Source organism: Candidatus Cytomitobacter indipagum, assembly GCF_008189285.1.
Taxonomy (GTDB): domain Bacteria; phylum Pseudomonadota; class Alphaproteobacteria; order CAJXXZ01; family 1604HC; genus Cytomitobacter; species Cytomitobacter indipagum.
On record NZ_CP043315.1, the window covers coordinates 1 to 18,700 of the forward strand.

The following is an 18,700-nucleotide window of genomic DNA, read 5'->3' on the forward strand; positions in this document are numbered from 1 at the left end:
ATGATAAATGCAAACATTAAACCAAATGAATATTTATCTGAATTAGATATGGAAGATGTTTTTGTTGAAGAAAGTCTTCTTTCTTTGTTTCCTGAAAATTTTTGCATTAAAAACAAGTTGCTTCCTCTTGAATGTTCCAACAATGTATTGTTTGTAGTATCAGAAGAAGACAACAAAGATTTGGTCGAAGAAATTTCTTCTTATGTGAAATTTGACGATATTGTTTTTAGAGTGTGCAAAGAAGGCTCGATCGTTTTTCACATCAAGAAACTTTACAGTAAATTTAATTTTTCTATAGATCGATCTCAAGCAAATGATTCTGGAGAATATGTATGCGATAAAATTATCATAGATGCTTTTACTAAAAAAGCTTCCGATATACATTTTTGCCCTGCCAAAAAAAGTGTTTTTGTTAAATATAGAGTAGATGGGATTCTGAGAGAGGTTCTTGAGTTTGAAAAAGAAAAATGGGCGTCTGTTTCTGTTAGGATAAAAATTCTATCTGATTTAGATATATCTGAGACAAGAATTCCTCAAGATGGAAGTTTTTCTAAAGAGATTTCTGGAAAACAAATAGATTTTAGAGTTGCTTGTCATCCAACTATGCATGGAGAAAATATAGTTTTGAGGGTTTTGGGGAATAGCAAATCAATAAACTTAAACAATTTAAATTATTCTGGCCACATCATGGAGGATATAAATAAATTTATAGAGACCCCTGATGGATTAATCATTTTTACTGGACCTGTTGGATCTGGAAAAACCACTTCTTTGTATAGTATATTGTCTAGATTAGATCCTAAATCAAACAACATTGTAACTCTTGAAGATCCAATAGAATCTTATATCCCTTTTGTTAGGCAAACAGATATAAATAAGTCTCCAAATATGAGCTTTGCTTCTGGAATAAAGTCTCTTCTGAGGCAGGATCCTAATGTTATGTTGATAGGTGAGATAAGAGATTCTGATACAGCTCATATGGTCATGAGAGCGGCTATGACAGGTCATAAGGTTTTTACAACAATGCATACCAATAATGCTTTTGGGGTTTTTGATAGACTTGTAGAGTTTGGAATAGAAAAGAGCTTGATATTTCAATACTTAAAAGGCATTGTTTCTCAGAGATTGGTTAGAAAATTGTGTTGTTGTAAGGTTTTGGCTAAAAATAATATTCCTGACTGCATAAAATATCATTCAAAAGGAAGCAGTTTTATTTTTGAAGCAAATGGTTGCGCTAAGTGTGATTACACTGGATTTGATGGGCGTGTTGTGGTTGCAGAGAGTTTGTTTGTAGATGGAAAAAGAAAAACAGGAAACATAATGATGAAAAATAATTTATCAGATATAGTTCCTGAAGATTTCTGTGAAATATCCTTTGATGCAAGAAAAAAGATTGTGTCTGGAGAGACAACTCTTGAAGAGGTTTCCAGATCCATAGATATGTCTTGATGTTGTTTGATGTTATTTAAATACTTGGCTTTGTCTAAATCTGGAGTTAGAAAATCTGGACTTCTTGAGGCAAATAGTTTCGAAGATGCAATGATGGTTATGGATCACAAAGATATGAGCGTTGTTTCTTTAAAAAGAAAAATTGTTTTCTTTGGAAATAAGTTAAGTGATTCTGATTTGTTCTTGATGTTTGATTTTTTATCCAAATTTATGCTTAATGGACTTGCTTTGGATAAATCGCTGGATATGATTTATGAATGCTCTATACGGTCAAGTTCAATGTGTATAAATATTAAGCTTTTAATCGTAAAAGGGTTTTCTTTTTCTGAAGCTCTATTAAAAAATAAAAAACAGTTCAATAAGAGCAACATTGGAATTTTTTCAGTAATAGATAAAGTTGGTTCTATTAATAAATTTTGTGTGTTTTTATCCCAATATTACAAAAAAATGCATAAACATAGAAATAAGATAAAAAAGAATATGAGATATCCAATTTTATTATGTGTTTTCTTTTTGATTTCTTTTTCCGTTGTGTTGAATTTATTAATTCCAAGCATAGTAGATTTAATGCAACAAACAAATCAGGATATTCCAGCTCCTTTGTCCATTATGAATCATATTTCATCTCATTTTGGACTGTACGTACTTTCCTTTGCATCTTTGCCTTTTCTGGCGTTTATTTTTAGAGAAAGAATGAGCGATTTATTGGATATTATTCCTTTTGTTAGAAAATATAGAATGTACAGAGATTTTTCCTTTTTCTTTTATGTAAGTAGCATGCTTCTTAGTAATGAGATAAGACTAATAAATGGATTTAGAATTGCAAAAGATTGCATGTTAGTCAGAAGAAATGCGTACATGATAGAAGAGGTGTGTAGTAGCGTAGAATCTGGAGAATCAATAAGCAATGCTTTTCAAAATGCAGGAATAGAAGAGAGGTTATGCAAGTTAATTGATTTATACGAGAAATCTGCCAATTTACAGGATGGTTTTCATGTTATTTCAGAGATGTATGAAATGGAAATGTTTAAGATTATAGATGGGATAGGTGATTATTTGCAGCCAGTAATTTTGTCTTTAATAACTGGGCTAATTAGTTTAATAGTATATTCAATTATGGTTCCTGTTTATAGTTCTTTCTCTGTTTGATGACAGTTATCAACCATAACTGGGCTAATTAGTTTAATAATATATTCAATTATGGTTCCTGTTTATAGTTCTTTCTCTGTTTAGTTTTAGAGCGTCGAATATATAAGAAATTTATTAGGAGTAAAATTGTATTTGTTTGGGGGGGCATGATTCATTTTTGTATTGAATATGTTAAATTATTTATATGAGCAAATCTTTAGAAGATATATTAGCTTCAATTAGAAATGGCAAAAATATAACTGAGCATTCTACAGAAAAGAAATTTGATGAAGATTTTTATCTTGAGGAAAGTAAGGCTCTTAGGAGCGGTTCTGTGATTCAAGAAGATGATTCTATAAAACACATTAAACACGCTTTGGGGGAATTAAAAGAAATAGATGAAAAGTATGTTTCAATTCAGAAAACAGAGAAATTGAAAATTAAAGAAAGTGAATTAAATGATTTGATTGGCCCTATGTTTAATTCTTGGTTTAAAAATAATAAGCAAGAAATCATGAATACTCTTTCTTCTAAAATTGATATTAAGGATATTTCTCAGGATTTGATGAAGAGTATAATTTCTAGTGCAATTGAAGAGCGCATTTCTGAAGAATATATAAATAACATCTTAATAAAGCATGTTAAGGGTTATCATTCTTATATTAAGCAAACTATAGATCATTTGATTGGGAATGTTATTCAAGATAGATTGCATGAAACTATTGAAGATGTAATCAGAAAAATTATGAGGAATAAATGAGCTTTATAGAAAATATTAAAGAAATAGAGAAATGTAAATCTGCTAATTTTGATACAAAAAAGTACGATGGGGTTGTTGTTTTGCCTCCACCAAACATAACTGGAAGATTGCATATTGGGCATGCTTTAAATGCCTTTGTACAAGACCTTAGGGTAAGGTTTGAGAAGTTGCATGGAAGAAATATATTATGGATTCCTGGCACAGATCATTCAGGAATAGCAACTCAAATATTGGTTGAGAAATCTATCGCCCCATTGACCAAATATGATCTAGGGAGAGAAAATTTCTTAGAAAAAGTATGGGATTGGAAAGAAAAATATCAGGAGAATATATATGATCAATTAAAATCGCTTGGTCTTTTATTAAATTGGGATTATGCAAAATTTACCATGGATGACGACATGCAAATTTCTGTATCCAAGGCATTTTGTGAGCTTTATAATAGCGGATTAATTTACAAAGCAAAAAAGATGATTAATTGGGACGTGCAATTGGAAACGGCTATTTCTGATCTAGAGGTAAAATCTGAAGAAATGAAGGGGTCGTTATATTACATTAAGTATGATTTAGATGATGATGATTTGAAAGAGATAGTTGTTGCAACGACAAGGCCAGAAACATTGTTTGGAGATCAGGCTATTGCCGTAAATCCTAATGATGAACGATATGAAGGAATGATAGGAAAATTTGCTAGAATTCCTTTAACAAATCGAAAAATAAAAATAATTTCAGATGAGAGATGTGAGATAAATGTTGGAACTGGAGCTGTTAAAATTACTCCTGCGCATGATTTTCTGGATTTTGAGATTGGGCAAGATCACAATTTAGATAACTGTAGCATTATTGATCAAAAAGGCATGCTTTGCAGCGATTTAGTGCCAAGTAAATATATTGGTTTGGATAGATTTATAGTTAGAAAGATGCTTGAAGATGATTTAGGAGATTATTTAGAGAAGATTGAAAATATTAAGCATGTAATTCCAAAAGGAGATAGATCTGGAACTGTGCTAGAGCCAAGATTAACTGATCAATGGTTTATTGACACATCTGATCTTGCAAAGCAAGCTCTAGAAGCATTAAAAGATATTGAAATTTACCCTGATTACCTTGTAAATACATATAAACATTGGATGAACAATATTCAACCATGGTGCATTTCTCGACAACTATGGTGGGGGCATAGAATTCCTGTTTGGTATTGTGAAGGCAAAGTAATCGTTGCAATCAATAAGGAAGAAGCTGAGAAAAAAGCTTTGAAAATGAAGTTAAATATAAAAGACTTAAAGCAAGATGAAGATGTGTTAGACACATGGTTTTCATCGGGGTTGTGGTCATTTACAACAATTGAAAATAATAATTTAAGTTCTGATTTTTATCCAAATGATTTTTTGGTTACTGGAAGTGATATATTATTTTTCTGGGTAGCAAGAATGATTATGTTTGGATGCTTTTTCAAGAAAAATGTTCCTTTTAAAGAAGTTTATTTGCATGGGTTAGTTCAAGATGGATTTGGAAAGAAAATGTCTAAATCAAAAAATAATGCAATAGATCCTATGGAAGTTGTTGATAAGGAGGGCAAAGATGTCTTGAGGTTTGCTTTGCTTTATTCTTCGATTCCTGGAAAGAATGTTAAATTTGGAGATAAGAATATTGAGCATTCAAGGCATTTTTGTATAAAAATATGGAATTTGTACAAATATGCAAAACACCACCTTGGAAATGAAATGAATTCAACTTCAGATGAAATAAAAATTGATGAAAATATAAAAATAAATCATGCGTGGAATATTTGGATTCAAAATGAAGTTGATCACAGAATATATGATATTAATAAATGCATTAGAAGTTGGGATTTGTATCATGCTGCTAGCAAGGTGTATAAAATGGTTTGGGATGTTTTTTGTAGTTGGTATTTGGAAGGATCTAAATATTTGTTGAATTCAGAATATAAAGATGAAACAAAGTATGTATTGGCAAATTCTATTAAGAAGATATCTGTTTGTTTGCATCCATTTATTCCATTTTTAACTTCATATATTTACAAAGATTTATTTGGCAAAGATATATTGAATCATGAAATGTCTGAGAACTCAGTTGAATTAATTAATAACGATGAAGTAAATTTTGCAAAAAAAGCAATTGACGCAATAAGATTTATAAAAGCTGCATTTGAGATAGAGAAAAAACCTATTTTGCATGTGACAAATAATCAAGAATATAAAAATATGTATGGAATTATTAATCAGATTTCAAAATGTGAAATTCAGCTATCTGAAAATGCATATTCAGAAGAGCATATTCCTTATCCTATTTCTGATGGATTTTTGAGCATTCCAATTAAGAATTTTAATTCTAATGAAATAAATATAAAGTTGAATAAAATGAAAGAAAATATGCAAAAAGAATATGACATGATATGCGCCAAATGCAATAATAACGAATTTATTTCAAAAGCTCCGCAAGAAGTTAGAGAAGAGATGATCAAAAGAGTAAAAATTCTAGGAGGAGATCTAAAAAAGATGGACAATTTAATTAGTATGTTGGAGAATTCATTATGAAAATATTTGTCGCTGTAGTTGCATTTCTGTTGTATGGATGCGATTCAAAACATGGATTTATAATGAACAAGAGTGTTTTAGGCATTTCAGAGAATGATTTGTATTCTAAATATGGGAAGTCTGTGATTTCTCATCCAATGAATAAAAACGCCTTATTCTACTTTGAATCTTATGGGAAGAAAATGAATTGGGCTAGAATAGAAATTAAGAATGGAAAAGTTTGTTCGTATAATTCTGGATTTTCAAACAGCAAGCCAAGGATTGCAAATCATGTGAAGCCTAATTTAGTGAAAACCAAATGGATTGATGAATTATTCAGCTATATTGGATCTGCTTCAACAGGATAACAAGCATATCATTTAAGCTGAATAGGGCAATAAAATGCTTTTAGCCTGATAATATAAATATTATTAATTTATTCAGCGATCCAAGTGTTTAAGTCTTTTTTGCTTCAATATTGAATTAATCTCTCTAAGTTAATTGAATTTTTCTCGATAATGTGTTTTAATGTAGATATTATGAAAGTAGCAAGTTCTTTAAAAACTCTAAAACTAAGACACAAAGATTGTAAAATAGTCAAAAGAAAAGGAAGAGTTTACGTAATCAATAAAAAATATCCTAGATATAAGGCAAGACAAGGCTAATGAGCCAAAATAATTTTAAAAGTATTTTGGCTATGACTCAAAGAGCTAAGGATTTGACCAATGGAGAAATGCCTAAGGAAAAGATCAATAGCGATAATGTTGGGTATATAGCTTATTGCGAATTCTATAAGGGAGTATTAGATGAAGACGACCTTTTTAAGCGTTTTGTTAATCAAGATAAATATGTCGAAGATGACGATGATGATGAATACAAAGCCTAGTTTTGCATTGATCTTTAATAATTTTTAATTATAAGCACTATAATCAATGATCTGTTTCAGATCTTGTAATATTTTTTTGGCATATTTAATACGAATTGCTTTGCAAGATTACAAACAAATAGATGGGATCTCCATCAGATAATTTACAAATAATTTATAAATCAATTTCATTGCAGAAAAGCCTATCAATCAATTTTATTATAGAATTTTATAAATTTTTCTAGTTTAATTTCGAGTTTTATTGAGTTTGTTGAAGCAATTCATTGCGAAATCTTGAAGTTTTCTTGAATTCCCCTAAAAATCATTCAATATTTGCTCTTAAGAGGTATTTTTGTCATTAAAAGATATTTCATTAAATTTATTCCACAAATTCTAGTTTCCTTAATTATTTATTTCAAGAATTATTCAATCTGAGAAGGTTCTGATTAATTTATTTCAAAGATTGTCTAATCTGCAAGAGTTTTGATTAAATGTGTAAGTTGCAAAAATCCCAATTAAGCATTTTAAATGCACGCATTAATTTATCTAAAGAATTATAGTCTTAATCAATGTGTGGGTTGTAGAAGTTATAGTTACTTGGATTTTAAAATCCTTCGTTAAATTTATTCCACAAATTCTAGTTTCCTTAATTATTTATTTCAAGAATTATTCAATCTGAGAAGGTTCTGATTAATTTATTTCAAAGATTGCCCAATCTGCAAGAGTTTTGATTAAATATGTAAGTTGCAAAAATTCTCATTAAATTTTAAAAGGCTATTATCAATATATAATTTGCAGAAATTCCAATTAAGTTTTCAAAAGTTTTGATCAGCATGTAATCAAGAGATATCATTGTGCTATTTTATGAGAATTATAAGCAATGTAAGTTGCTTTCTTAGTAATAAACACAATCTATAGATGAATTAAGACAAACCATTTATAGACTCTTAATCTAGTTAGGAAAATCACAACTAGATCATTGTAAATTTCAAATTAATGAATTGTAGATTTTCAATTTTCAAATCATTTTAAAGTAACGCATAATCTCGAAAGTTATTATTAAGATCTATCTTGCAAATTAACATATAAATTTGTAAAAATTAGGATCATTTTAGAGATATTTTTTCTCAATTTGTTAGCATTCTAAATATCATTAGCTTTCCTGTCTATATTATTAGATGTTGAAAAGTTGTAAAATTGCTGATAATTAGTTATTTGAAAGGCAGTTTTATGCATACTCCATTAATAAAACAATACTGTGAATTAAAAGAGAATTATGATGATTGTATTTTGTTCTTTAGGGTAGGTGATTTTTATGAGATGTTCTTTAATGATGCTAAAAAAGCATCCCATAATCTTAATATCACTTTAACTTCCCATGGAAAAGCTAAAATTCCTATGTGTGGAATACCTCATCATTCAAGTAGCTCTTACATTAATCAATTAGTTCGTTCTGGACACAAGGTTGCATTGTGCGAAGAGGTTGAAGATACTGGAATTAGAGTTGATAAAAAAGCTCCGTTAAAAAGAGATGTTGTTAGGGTCGTTACTGCTGGCACAGTTACAGAATCTTCAATGTTAGATTCTAAATCTTACAATTTTTTGATGTGTTTTAGTCCAATTTCTTTTGGCATGACATCGTATGCTATAGTCGATTTATCGATTGGTGATTTTTTTGTTGAAGAAGTTTCTGCGAAAGAAATAAGAAATGTAATAGCAAAATGGTGCCCTAGCGAATGCCTTATGCCAAAATCAATCGCAGAATTTAATGAAGAATTAATGGATGAAATTTCTGAATGGAAAAATATAATTAGCTTTGTTGATGAAGATGAGTATAATCTAAATCAGAGTCAGAAAGATTTAAAAGCCATTTATCAAGTTTCTCATTTAGATGGTTTTGGACAAATGAAAGATTCATCTACTATAGCTGCAGGTTATTTGGCAAATTATTTAATGTACACACAAAAAACAAATGAAATAAAGCTAAAACCAATTGCTAAATTAAACAACAGTTATTTGATGCATTTAGATAAATTTACGCGAGATAATTTAGAAATTTCAAAAAATCTACAAGGAGATTCTAAAGAAACTTTATTTGGTATTTTAGATTGTACAGTTACGTCATCTGGGGCAAGGTTATTAAAATTTAGATTAATGTCTCCACTTAAAAGTTTATCATTGATAAGAAGAAGATTAGATTCTGTTGAATTCTTTGTAAAAAATAATGATTTAATAGGGCAAATCAGAGAGCATCTTATGCTTTGCAGTGATTTAGAGCGTGATATTGGAAGAGTTGCATTTAGAAGAAGTTGTCCAGAAGATTTAATAAGCATTGCTAATAGCTTGGTATATGCTAAGAATATTTATCATTTGCTGCATAAGCTTGTTTTGCCTATAGATATTCAGAAAGAAATTCAGTTTCTAACTGATAATGATAAGATAATAGAAAAAATACTTGATTCCATGGATTATAATCCTGTTTCCAAAGAAAATGGATTTGTGAGATCTGGATACAGTAGTAAATTAGATGAGGAAAAAGCGCAAAAAGAGCTTTATGAATCTCAAATTCCAAATTTAGAAAAGCAATACAAGAATTCTCATGAAATTCTTAGCTTGAAAATTATTCACAATAACGCGTTGGGATATCATATTGAAATTGCAAACTCAGAAAAAGGAAAAGTTCCATATAATTTTGCAAAAGTTCAATCTCTAGCCTCAATCTCTAGATACATGAATGACACTCTTAATGAAATAAATTCCAGAATATCAAATCTTTGTGATTCTATTCGTGTTCAAGAAGCGGTAATTTTTGATGAGATTATTAAGTTTGCCAAACAAGAGCAGGTTAATATCTTGAGAATTGCTAAGAGCATTGCGATTATTGATATTGCAGTTGCTATGGCAAAAATAGCTGTTGAAAATAATTATTGCAAACCCATTATGAATAGCGGAAATAATTTTGTTGTAAAAGAAGGAAGGCATCCTGTAGTTGAGAAGATTTGCAAGAATGAAAATTTTACATCTAATGATTGTGATTTGAATAAAAAGAAATTTATGCTTATGACAGGTCCAAATATGTCGGGAAAAAGCACTTATCTTAGACAAAATGCAATTATTACAGTAATGGCTCATTCTGGTTGTTATGTGCCAGCCAGTTATGTAAATATGGGAATTGTAGAAGAAGTGTTTGTTAGAGTTGGGGCCTCTGATAATTTGTCTAAAGGAATGTCTACTTTTATGATAGAAATGACAGAAACTGCATGCATTTTGAATCAATCTACTAAGAACAGCTTAATTGTGATCGATGAAGTTGGAAGAGGGACATCTACAAAAGAAGGAAGCGCTATTGCATCAGCAATCATGGAGAATCTATCTAAGAAGAAAGCTAGAACATTTTTTGCAACTCATTATCATGAATTGGTTAATAGGTCTCTTGAGGATGAAAATATATCATGTGCAACTATCAAAATTGAAAAGGCTGAAAACAAAATTTCATTTTTGCATAAAGTGGTGGAGGGTTGCTCAAAAACATCTTACGCTTTTGATGTATGTAAAATGGCTGGATTGCCACAAGAGGTGATAGATAGAGCTGAGCAAATTGTTAATGATTCTTGATGAGTGTCATATGAATTTCTCAATGCGTACATTTATTAATGCTTAATTTTTTTTGATATATGTTTGCCTATTCTTTAATTACCTTTATGCGAATAATTGCATCTTTCACTATATAGTTGCGCTTTGGTTCTTCGCAATTGAAGCTGCGTATTTTTTTTCAGGGAACATGTTTGCGTTCTCATTCATATATAATAAATATAGTTGAGCTTTGATTTCTTATAATTGAAGTTAAATATCTTGCTCAAGGAGCATGTTTTTGCTCCTATTCGTCTATATGCACATAATTGTGTTTTGATTCTTCATAATTGAAGTTGCATATCTTCCTCAAAGAACATCCATCACATTTAGGATTGCGTGCTTTGCAAGTGTTTCTTCCATGCCACACAAGAAAATTATGAGCTTCTAAAGCCCATTCTTCAGGAACATATTTTTCTAAATCTTTTTCTACCTTTTCAGGAGTGTTTCCATTTGACATTTCTAGTCTGTTTGCAGTTCTGAAAACATGAGTGTCTACAGGAAAAGTTGGCTTCCTAAATCCAAAATTTAAAACTACATTAGCAGTTTTTCTCCCGACTCCAGGAAGTTTTAGCAAATCTTCTATATTGTCTGGCACTTCAGATTTGAAATCATCGATTAACATTTGACTAGAAGCTATAATATTCTTAGATTTTGCTCTAAATAATCCAATAGATTTTACATATTCAATTAATTTATCAAACCCTAAATCAACTATTTGCTGTGGATTAGAAGCGACTGCAAATAATGCTGGAGTAATTTTATTTACTTGTTTATCAGTAGATTGGGCAGATAATATAGTTGAAACAAGAAGTGTATAATTATCCTCATGTTCTAATGCAATAGTTTCAGGCAGCTCATCTTTTGATAGTATTTTGAAAATTTCATTTATGCGCTTAGGGTTTGTTTTCATTGTAATTAATATATACACAACATGGCGCATTTAATAAAGTTGTTCCTATTTAATTTTTATAGAGAGTAGCTTGTATGGATTTTTTCTTCATAGAATGATTATAAGCTTGAAAGTTAAATTTGTGATTGCAAGTCTATAATTAAATTATTTCATTAATAAAATCTTGCATGATAAACAATTGATTTTTTTGCATAATTAGCCATTTGCATATTACTAATGCATCATGCGCATAAAGCTGTCTATCAAGAACTTGGTGTTCTAGTCTTGCTATCTCTAAATCATTTATTCCCATAAATTGATGCATAGACATGTTTTTGCCAACTCTGAGAGACCAAACTTTATCTGCGTTGATTTTATCATCTAGTTGTTTTGTTGTGCCTGATGGATCATCTTTTTTGTTTTTATGATGAACTTCTCCTATTTGTATAGCTAATTTACTTGCTAATGATATTTTTTCAATAGCATTTTCCATAATATTCCATGTAATTGATGTGTTTGGAGCCCACATAATTGGGATATTGAATTTATTGTAATCAGATTTTTTATGACCTTCAGTCGTTCCTATTAGAATTGGAATTTGATATTTATTTGCATATTCTACATTTGATTTGCTTGCTTGAGAATTTGAAAAATCTATTATTATATCAGCTCCGTCTTCAACTTTATGAAGAATTTTTACTTCTTTAGATAGTTTGTGGCCAACATAATCTGTACATTCTTTCACAACAACAGAATGTATATTTATATTTTGCTGTTGAGCGCTTTCAATGATTGCTTGGCCCATTCTGCCATTTGCTCCTATTATGCATAATTTCATGTCTAAATTTATCACATTGAGCAAATAAAATGGAGTTGTATATTGGGTAGATTGTTGATATTTTAACTCATGATAGAGTATTTTTTGCATGGAATTTTTGAAGCTTTTCCAATTAGCTCATCAATGCACCTAATGTTGCTTGGGTATAGCTTGGATAACATTGCAATTTTGCATGGAATTACTGCTATAGTAGCTATAATATTTTTTCACAAAACAATCATTAAACTTTTAGTAGATTTCTTTTCTTTTGGATCAATTTCTTGGAAATTATTTATTGCATTGATGCCTAAATTATTGGTTGGATTTGCATTGAGAAATTGTTATTTGAATTACAATTATTTTGTTGTAATTTTATTTGGATTAATATTTTTTGCAGTTGATTATTTTAGAAGTCAAAATATAGAAAGTATAAATGATATTAGTTATTTGCAGTCATTGCTTGTTGGAATCATAAGCTCATTTTCATTTTTTCCAGGAGCTAGTAGTTTAGGGACATATTATACTGCATTTAGAATTTTCAAAATTAATAGAAAGAAATCTTTAGATTTATCATTAATTCTTAATATCATTCCTTCTATAGGCGCATTCTTGTTAAAATATAATTATATACAGATAAGTATTGTCCAATTTACAGCATGTACTTTTATGTATTTTTTATCAATATTTTTATGTAGAAAATTAACCAAATATTTATTTTTATTAGGGATATACAGAGTAGTTATGGGAATGTTGATATGTATAAATATACGAGAATAATGCTTCTGTGTTTCTTGGCAGCTGGATGCGACAAGAAATCTGATTGCAAAGACACTATCGATGGAAGAATTTCTTCTAGTGTAAAAAAAGGAGATTGGAGTTCTGCTTCTAAATTACTGAATTTGCATTTGAACATGAAAAGCTCTGCATCAATGCATCTGATGAATGGAATGGTTTATGAAAAGCTATCTCAACAAGATCCAGCTTACGCAGGATTGTCAGTTGTTGCTTATAAAAGAGCCCTTAATCTTGATCCTAATAATTGCAAAGCGTCATTGGCAATTGGTAAATATTATTTAAGAGAGCATGATTACTTGAAAGCAATAAGCGCTTTTGCAAAAACATTGCTAACAAATGAAAATAGCGTTGAAGCTTTGTACGGAATGGCTAATGCTGCTTATGCAACAAGAAACATTACATTAGCTAGAAATTGTATAGATAAAGCTATGAAATTATCTGAAGACAAGCTGCTTTATAGGTTGGCAGCTTTGATTTATGCTGCAGAAAATAATCCAAAGCATGCAGAACTTGCTAATAGATTCGCTGTCATGGAAGACGACCTAGATGAAATAAAATACATTAGAGGTAGAATCACAGATTGGAAAAGAACTCATATTCGCATGAATAAAATTAAGTTTTCTCCAGAAGCAGAAGGCCAAGAAGTTCAAAAAGATGAGAATAAAAACATTACAGTGGAGTGTGTGATTTTGAGCTTTGATGAAAGCGGATCTTTTTCAAAAGGAAGCAACTTCTTAGAAACTTTGCAAGAATTTAAAAGAGATGAATTTTCTAAAGGGCTGCATGTGAGATTTGGTAATAGAAAAATATCACAAGATGGAAGCGCAATAAATACTGAGCCAGTTTATTCTAATTCTAGAGGCAAAGGATATGATCTTGAGAATGGATCTTGGGTTGTTGATGAAGAAAGTGGCAATACAGGAAAAGTAGTTAAGAAGGCATTCTCAATTGGATTTGATAGCATTAGATATAATCTAAACATATTAAACTCAAGTAGCTCTGTGATAGATATTGTTTCAAGGCCAGTCATGCAAATCGCATCTCAAGGAGGAAGAGGAACATTCGAATCTGGTGATAGAAATTATGTTAACACTGGAGGAGATGTAGGGTCTGCTATATCTAATATTCCATCTGGGGTTAGGTTATCTGTAGAGTCTAACAAAGTAGGAAATCAGGATGTTGCTTTATCAATTGATTTAGAAATAAATAAAACTATATTTAAAAATAATGCAGGGTCTCTAAATGACACTGCAAGTACAATACATGCTCAATTGCAAACCCAAATTCAAGCAAAGCTTAATGAAACAATTGTAATTGGAGGGGTTTATAGCAATATCAATGAATCAGGAAGATCAGGATTCCCTGGTGCTCATAATGTTCCATTGTTAGATTTAGTTTTGTCTAATAAAAATACCCATACAACAAAAAAGTCTGTGATGATGATGTTGACTCCAAAAACAATAGAAGATAAGAAGATTCCTGTTGAAATAGATGGGATGGAAAATATTTTACTTCTAAAAGAATATGAGCCATCATTCTTCAGAAACAGATATAGAAAAGAGAGAAAGATTAAGCAGCAATCTCATGAATATAGGAGGGATGATATAAAATTCCTTAATGATCAAAAAGATATTTTAGATCTTGAAAAAAGAATGTTTTAAAGGAAAGGATAGAATACGAAGAAAGCAAATAAAGAAAACAAAGAAAAATCTATAATATGAAAAAATGAACAAAGAGTTGAGTTTGAATTAATTAGATTCAATAAATACGAAATAATTAAGTGTATAAATATACAAAATTAAACCTCTAAAGGAAAATTAGATTTGGTATAAATTTAGAATTTGAACCTCTAAGAAGGCTGTGAATTTTTCATGTAATTTCTAAATATCTGAAGGTTTGTTTAATGTTGCAAAGCAGCATTAAGATTTTGAATGCTCGCAGTTTTTAATTTCTATTAACTTTAATTTCTATTAACACGAACAGTGCATGTTTTTTCAACTGCAAGTTTGATTTCTCGATCTGCTATTAATTGACTGCATTCAATAGATTGCAATTTTCTTTCAGATGGAATTTGGATTATATTAATTTCCATCCCTGTTCCGATTAATTTTTCTAATTTTCCAGAAAGCTTTAATGTTATTTGTTTGTTAATTTGCTTACTCATATTGAAATACATAAGATGCTTAAATTGCGTTAAATCAAAGTTTGTGATTCCATTTCCTTCTATCCATAAATGAGTTAAATGAGGAAACATTGCGTGCAATGATTTTAATATTATGCTTTGATCAGTAAGAATATTATGACTTATGCAAAGCCCTCCAATTGTTGGATAATAAAGTCCTTTTAATGATTCTGAAGTTAATTTATGCAATCTATTTCCTGTCATGAATAAAGATTGTATTCCATTCATCAATTTGCAAGGAGGGAGAGATTCAAGCTCATTAAATCCAACATTAACTTCTTTCAACCCTCCAATGCGCTCATCTTTGCTGCTCCACTCTTTAATTTCGCAGTTTATCAACCTTATTATTTTTAGATTGTGCTCATTGTCTCCAAAATACCCAGCCTCATGCAGTTCAAGTCCAAGTCCTTCAAAAATTAAGCTTTTAGGTGCGCATCCAATTTCTCTTTTTGCAAAATCTAAAATAGATTTTACAGGAGCTCCATTGCTTCGGAAGAAAGTAAGGTGATTTACATCTCCTGAGTTAGGTAAGATTCCTTCGCATCTGTAGTAAATTGTTCGCATAATTCCACCTGATTTGCATAGATTTTTTATTTTTTCTTTTTCGTCTTGATCAGTTTGCGCTGCATATACAGAAAAATTAATTTCTTGAGAATATAATGTGATTGCAGAATCTTGATTGTTAATATTATGCACATGACTTGCTATGGTATCTATGACAGAGCATATTTCTCTATCTTCAAACAAATGAAAATTTCCATGTTTCATATCAATGCGATGTTTATTTATAGCTTTAATATAAAAGTTAATTTTCTTTTTTGTGTCCATATCAACTAATCGCTCAAGTATTGATTTGTATTCCCCTATGTGTTGTGCGAATTTTTCAATAAATTTATAATATTTATCCATTAAAGGCAAATAAGCAACTGTGCGAATGCTGAAAGGCTCAAGAGCGTTTCTATGGTATTCTAATGGGGTCATAAAAATTGTTGTTTTTGCTTTTTTTCTAATTTCCTCTAATTTTTCTATTTCTTCTTCTGTGTATAAATCTTCTTCATTAGAAGTAAAGGGCCCAACAGAAGAATCGTGAGAGATTACTGAGTGTGATGGTGATTCTTTGATTGGATTGTCAGGCTCATCTTGATCGCATGACTTGCTTGAAGAGTTAGCAAAATAGGACATTTGCTTGAATTTATTTGCAAATTCCTCCTCTTCTTTTTTTGTTTTCATTGCAGATGCATTAATTCTCTTTAGATGCGATACAATTTCAGTGAGAGAGGCTATGCATTTCTCAAGTTCGAGGGCGGTTTGTTGAAAATTTTCGCTTCTTACCTCTTCATCATTTTTTGGGCTTGATTCATTGCATAGTGCGATAAGTGAACTTAAAGGTCTAGTTAAGTGATTTGTTGCATTAAAGTTGATGCAAATCAAACAGGATAAAATTTTAAGTAAAAGTTTCATGTTAACAAATTAACATATAAATATAATTAATCAAGTGCTTTTTTATCTTTTTTGTTTGATGCAAAAAAGATAAATATAAATTATTTCTTTTAGCGCAATTTTTTACACGCTATGTTTAGTTTTTCTTGATTTATCTGAAAGCTTTTTGATTATTTTTAGAACATGCAACAGAAAGTAGGCCTTCTCGCAATCCAGCGTTAGACATAACAATAACTGATATATTAGATATTATTGATATAATTTTATCTATAAAAATACAGCTTCCACGTGTAGAAATGTCTTTCTGGTTAGTTCTGTCATTTCTTTCAATGTCTCGTATAATTTCTCCAAATGATTGCTTTACTTGAATTAGAGGCAATATTTTGCCATGCAATATTTTGATATCTATATCTTTGAGAGAATGGGTATGGTTTGCAAGCGTGCTCATAATTCCAGATTTAGCTATTATGAAAGGTATGCTTTGTTGTGCGTGATTTTTCATGCATCTATGTGCAAACTGTCTTATTATATTTTCAGTTTCCTGGTCCATATAATATTCGCTATTGCTTTCAAGGAATTTTAAAATTCCAATTGGCAAAGAGATCCATTCTTTCAAATGCACGGAGTTATTATGTTTTAGGCATAGAGCTATTTCAGTACTGCAACCACCCATGTCAATTACATAAGAATATTTATATGGCATAATCTCGGAACACCCTAAAGAAGATAAATATATCTCTTCATCTGGGTCAATAACTCTAAAATTTAGACCTGTTTCATTCTTAATTCTTTTTATTATATGATTTTTGTTTGAAGCAAGTCTGCATGCTGCAGTTACTACGCATTCAATCCGTTTTACATCATATTGTTTGGCTATTTGCATGCATTTGTATAAAAAAGATATAGTTCTGTTGGCTGCATCTTCTTGAATTAATCCAGTTTTATATACTTTGTCACCTAATCTTACAGCATTTGCTGCAGACTTAAGTATTGAAAAACCCAAAGGTTTGTTTTTATTTGCAAATCCAATTAACATCCTGCAAAGATTTGATCCCAAATCTATGCATGCTGCTTTGTTATTGTAATTAAATTTCATTATACTAAATTTAACATATTTTTTTGTTTTATGATAAATTATATGATGTTTGCCTAGATAAATAAAATAAATTCATTTTTACTATATGTGATTAACATTGTATTTATTTAATTCATACACTAATCATTCATGTTTACGAAAGTCAAAATTTACTGCTAGGCGGTAAAATGGTAAGGTGTCAGGAGAATATAATGGTAATTTTAGATTTTAATTTTTATAAAAACTACAATACGTTGATTGCAATAAAGTCAGATAAGTACTTAGTTAAAAGAAAAATAGTAAGAAGACGAACAGCAAAAATATCAAAGAAACTTCCGTGATCATGCTTTGCATGCTAAATTGTGTTTGTGAAAATATTTAGAAAAGTGCCAAAAACTTTTAAAGCGCTTAGTTTGTTAGAAGTTAGTTTTGTATTGATAATTATGAGCCTGATGACATTTGCAGTTATGAAAGGCGTTGGGTTGGTTAGAAAAACTCAAGTAAATCGCTTGTCAAATGATGTGCAAGTTTATATTTCTGCAGCTCAATATTTTAAGAATGAAAATGGACAATTGCCTGGATTATATTCTGAAAGTCATAGTCCTGCGCCTATTTATGCAAATACTACTCAGAAATTTTTTGCTCAACTTCAAAAGTCTGGATTGGTGAACGTTAAAGAATCAGATAGTTATTCTACTCCCATAGGTGGATATTATGTGATAGATGAAGATAATGGTGATTTGTGGATCAAGATATGCAAAGATAGTCAAGGAAGTGAATATTATTCAATAAGTAGTAGTCAATGGAGCGTATTAAAGCATAATGAAAATATAGATGAAGTTAGACATGGAAATACAGATGAGTTTAGCGATAATTCAGCAAGCCAAACAAGATCTATAAGATTTAAAGTTGGATAATAGTTTTCAAAATTTGTAATTTCATGATTTTGACTTAGCAATATGAATATTATTTTATCCTAAAATTTTAAATTAATTAAATGTCAAAAAAATTTAATCAAAGAAATTTAATCAAAGAAATTTAAAAATGAAAAAGAAAATGAGCGTAATAGGGATTGAACCTATGACCCCTACGATGTCAACGTAGTGCTCTACCGCTGAGCTACACACTCT

At 30.1% G+C, this 18,700-nt stretch carries 15 protein-coding genes and 1 tRNA gene; 11 read left to right on the forward strand and 5 right to left on the reverse strand.

Translation table 11 applies throughout. The annotated features are described in order from the left end of the window. Positions 1-48: 48 nt before the first annotated feature. From FZC35_RS00005 to mutS, 8 genes are all read left to right on the forward strand, one after another. Positions 49-1,449 (forward strand): GspE/PulE family protein, encoded by a 1,401-nt coding sequence (locus tag FZC35_RS00005; protein ID WP_246118479.1) that lies wholly within the window; start codon positions 49-51, stop codon positions 1,447-1,449. Positions 1,450-1,458: 9 nt separating this feature from the next. Continuing rightward, the gene (locus FZC35_RS00010) at positions 1,459-2,598 is read left to right on the forward strand and encodes a type II secretion system F family protein (RefSeq protein WP_148980630.1); all 1,140 of its coding nucleotides are present in this window, start codon (positions 1,459-1,461) and stop codon (positions 2,596-2,598) included. A 184-nt stretch (positions 2,599-2,782) separates the two neighbouring features. Next, positions 2,783-3,337: a hypothetical protein gene (locus FZC35_RS00015; RefSeq protein WP_148980631.1), complete on the forward strand. Its 555-nt coding sequence runs from the start codon at positions 2,783-2,785 to the stop codon at positions 3,335-3,337. After that, positions 3,334-5,895, forward strand: a complete 2,562-nt coding sequence (locus FZC35_RS00020) for a valine--tRNA ligase (RefSeq protein ID WP_148980632.1) — start codon at positions 3,334-3,336, stop codon at positions 5,893-5,895. Before FZC35_RS00015 ends, FZC35_RS00020 begins: the two co-directional genes overlap by 4 nt. After that, on the forward strand, positions 5,892-6,242 hold the full coding sequence (locus FZC35_RS00025) for a hypothetical protein (RefSeq protein WP_148980633.1): 351 nt from the start codon (positions 5,892-5,894) through the stop codon (positions 6,240-6,242). The genes FZC35_RS00020 and FZC35_RS00025 overlap by 4 nt, the downstream gene beginning before the upstream one ends. Before the next feature lie 171 nt (positions 6,243-6,413). Then, the gene (gene ykgO / locus FZC35_RS00030) at positions 6,414-6,539 is read left to right on the forward strand and encodes a type B 50S ribosomal protein L36 (RefSeq protein ID WP_148981140.1); all 126 of its coding nucleotides are present in this window, start codon (positions 6,414-6,416) and stop codon (positions 6,537-6,539) included. After that, positions 6,539-6,760: a hypothetical protein gene (locus FZC35_RS00035; RefSeq protein WP_148980634.1), complete on the forward strand. Its 222-nt coding sequence runs from the start codon at positions 6,539-6,541 to the stop codon at positions 6,758-6,760. Before ykgO ends, FZC35_RS00035 begins: the two co-directional genes overlap by 1 nt. A 1,209-nt stretch (positions 6,761-7,969) precedes the next feature. Next, positions 7,970-10,354: a DNA mismatch repair protein MutS gene (mutS, locus tag FZC35_RS00040; RefSeq protein WP_148980635.1), complete on the forward strand. Its 2,385-nt coding sequence runs from the start codon at positions 7,970-7,972 to the stop codon at positions 10,352-10,354. A gap of 262 nt (positions 10,355-10,616) precedes the next feature. Here mutS and nth read toward each other — a convergent pair whose 3' ends face one another. Together nth and FZC35_RS00050 are read right to left on the reverse strand one after the other, a co-directional pair. After that, positions 10,617-11,282 carry an endonuclease III gene (nth, locus tag FZC35_RS00045; RefSeq protein WP_148981141.1) on the reverse strand — a complete coding sequence of 222 codons (666 nt, stop codon included), beginning with the start codon at positions 11,280-11,282 and terminating at the stop codon, positions 10,617-10,619. Between the two features lie 139 nt (positions 11,283-11,421). Continuing rightward, on the reverse strand, positions 11,422-12,099 hold the full coding sequence (locus FZC35_RS00050; RefSeq protein ID WP_172618965.1) for a 4-hydroxy-tetrahydrodipicolinate reductase: 678 nt from the start codon (positions 12,097-12,099) through the stop codon (positions 11,422-11,424). Positions 12,100-12,168: 69 nt separating this feature from the next. Between FZC35_RS00050 and FZC35_RS00055 the strand changes: the two genes are divergently transcribed. Together FZC35_RS00055 and FZC35_RS00060 are read left to right on the forward strand one after the other, a co-directional pair. Further along, entirely contained in the window at positions 12,169-12,855 is a 687-nt protein-coding gene (locus FZC35_RS00055) for an undecaprenyl-diphosphate phosphatase (RefSeq protein ID WP_148980637.1), read from the forward strand. Beyond that, positions 12,855-14,534 (forward strand): hypothetical protein, encoded by a 1,680-nt coding sequence (locus FZC35_RS00060; protein WP_172618966.1) that lies wholly within the window; start codon positions 12,855-12,857, stop codon positions 14,532-14,534. Before FZC35_RS00055 ends, FZC35_RS00060 begins: the two co-directional genes overlap by 1 nt. Before the next feature lie 299 nt (positions 14,535-14,833). On the opposite strand, the gene FZC35_RS00065 is transcribed toward FZC35_RS00060, so the two are convergent. Further along, positions 14,834-16,516, reverse strand: a complete 1,683-nt coding sequence (locus FZC35_RS00065; protein WP_148980639.1) for a leucine-rich repeat domain-containing protein — start codon at positions 16,514-16,516, stop codon at positions 14,834-14,836. A gap of 130 nt (positions 16,517-16,646) precedes the next feature. Then, the gene (locus FZC35_RS00070; protein WP_148980640.1) at positions 16,647-17,591 is read right to left on the reverse strand and encodes a Ppx/GppA phosphatase family protein; all 945 of its coding nucleotides are present in this window, start codon (positions 17,589-17,591) and stop codon (positions 16,647-16,649) included. 347 nt (positions 17,592-17,938) lie between these two features. Between FZC35_RS00070 and FZC35_RS00075 the strand changes: the two genes are divergently transcribed. After that, entirely contained in the window at positions 17,939-18,487 is a 549-nt protein-coding gene (locus FZC35_RS00075; RefSeq protein WP_148980641.1) for a hypothetical protein, read from the forward strand. A gap of 140 nt (positions 18,488-18,627) precedes the next feature. On the opposite strand, the gene FZC35_RS00080 is transcribed toward FZC35_RS00075, so the two are convergent. Further along, positions 18,628-18,699 (reverse strand) — tRNA-Val (locus FZC35_RS00080). Position 18,700: the final 1 nt, after the last annotated feature.

Excerpts from the sequence above, each read along its gene's own strand:
- nth (WP_148981141.1), bottom strand. The coding sequence starts at position 11,282 with ATGAAAACAAACCCTAAGCGCATAAATGAAATTTTCAAAATACTATCA.
- FZC35_RS00005 (WP_246118479.1), top strand. The coding sequence starts at position 49 with ATGGAAGATGTTTTTGTTGAAGAAAGTCTTCTTTCTTTGTTTCCTGAA.
- FZC35_RS00035 (WP_148980634.1), top strand. The coding sequence starts at position 6,539 with ATGAGCCAAAATAATTTTAAAAGTATTTTGGCTATGACTCAAAGAGCT.
- FZC35_RS00020 (WP_148980632.1), top strand. The coding sequence starts at position 3,334 with ATGAGCTTTATAGAAAATATTAAAGAAATAGAGAAATGTAAATCTGCT.
- FZC35_RS00010 (WP_148980630.1), top strand. The coding sequence starts at position 1,459 with ATGTTATTTAAATACTTGGCTTTGTCTAAATCTGGAGTTAGAAAATCT.
- mutS (WP_148980635.1), top strand. The coding sequence starts at position 7,970 with ATGCATACTCCATTAATAAAACAATACTGTGAATTAAAAGAGAATTAT.
- FZC35_RS00050 (WP_172618965.1), bottom strand. The coding sequence starts at position 12,099 with ATGAAATTATGCATAATAGGAGCAAATGGCAGAATGGGCCAAGCAATC.
- FZC35_RS00060 (WP_172618966.1), top strand. The coding sequence starts at position 12,855 with ATGCTTCTGTGTTTCTTGGCAGCTGGATGCGACAAGAAATCTGATTGC.
- FZC35_RS00025 (WP_148980633.1), top strand. The coding sequence starts at position 5,892 with ATGAAAATATTTGTCGCTGTAGTTGCATTTCTGTTGTATGGATGCGAT.
- FZC35_RS00070 (WP_148980640.1), bottom strand. The coding sequence starts at position 17,591 with ATGAAATTTAATTACAATAACAAAGCAGCATGCATAGATTTGGGATCA.
- FZC35_RS00055 (WP_148980637.1), top strand. The coding sequence starts at position 12,169 with ATGATAGAGTATTTTTTGCATGGAATTTTTGAAGCTTTTCCAATTAGC.
- FZC35_RS00065 (WP_148980639.1), bottom strand. The coding sequence starts at position 16,516 with ATGAAACTTTTACTTAAAATTTTATCCTGTTTGATTTGCATCAACTTT.
- ykgO (WP_148981140.1), top strand. The coding sequence starts at position 6,414 with ATGAAAGTAGCAAGTTCTTTAAAAACTCTAAAACTAAGACACAAAGAT.
- FZC35_RS00015 (WP_148980631.1), top strand. The coding sequence starts at position 2,783 with ATGAGCAAATCTTTAGAAGATATATTAGCTTCAATTAGAAATGGCAAA.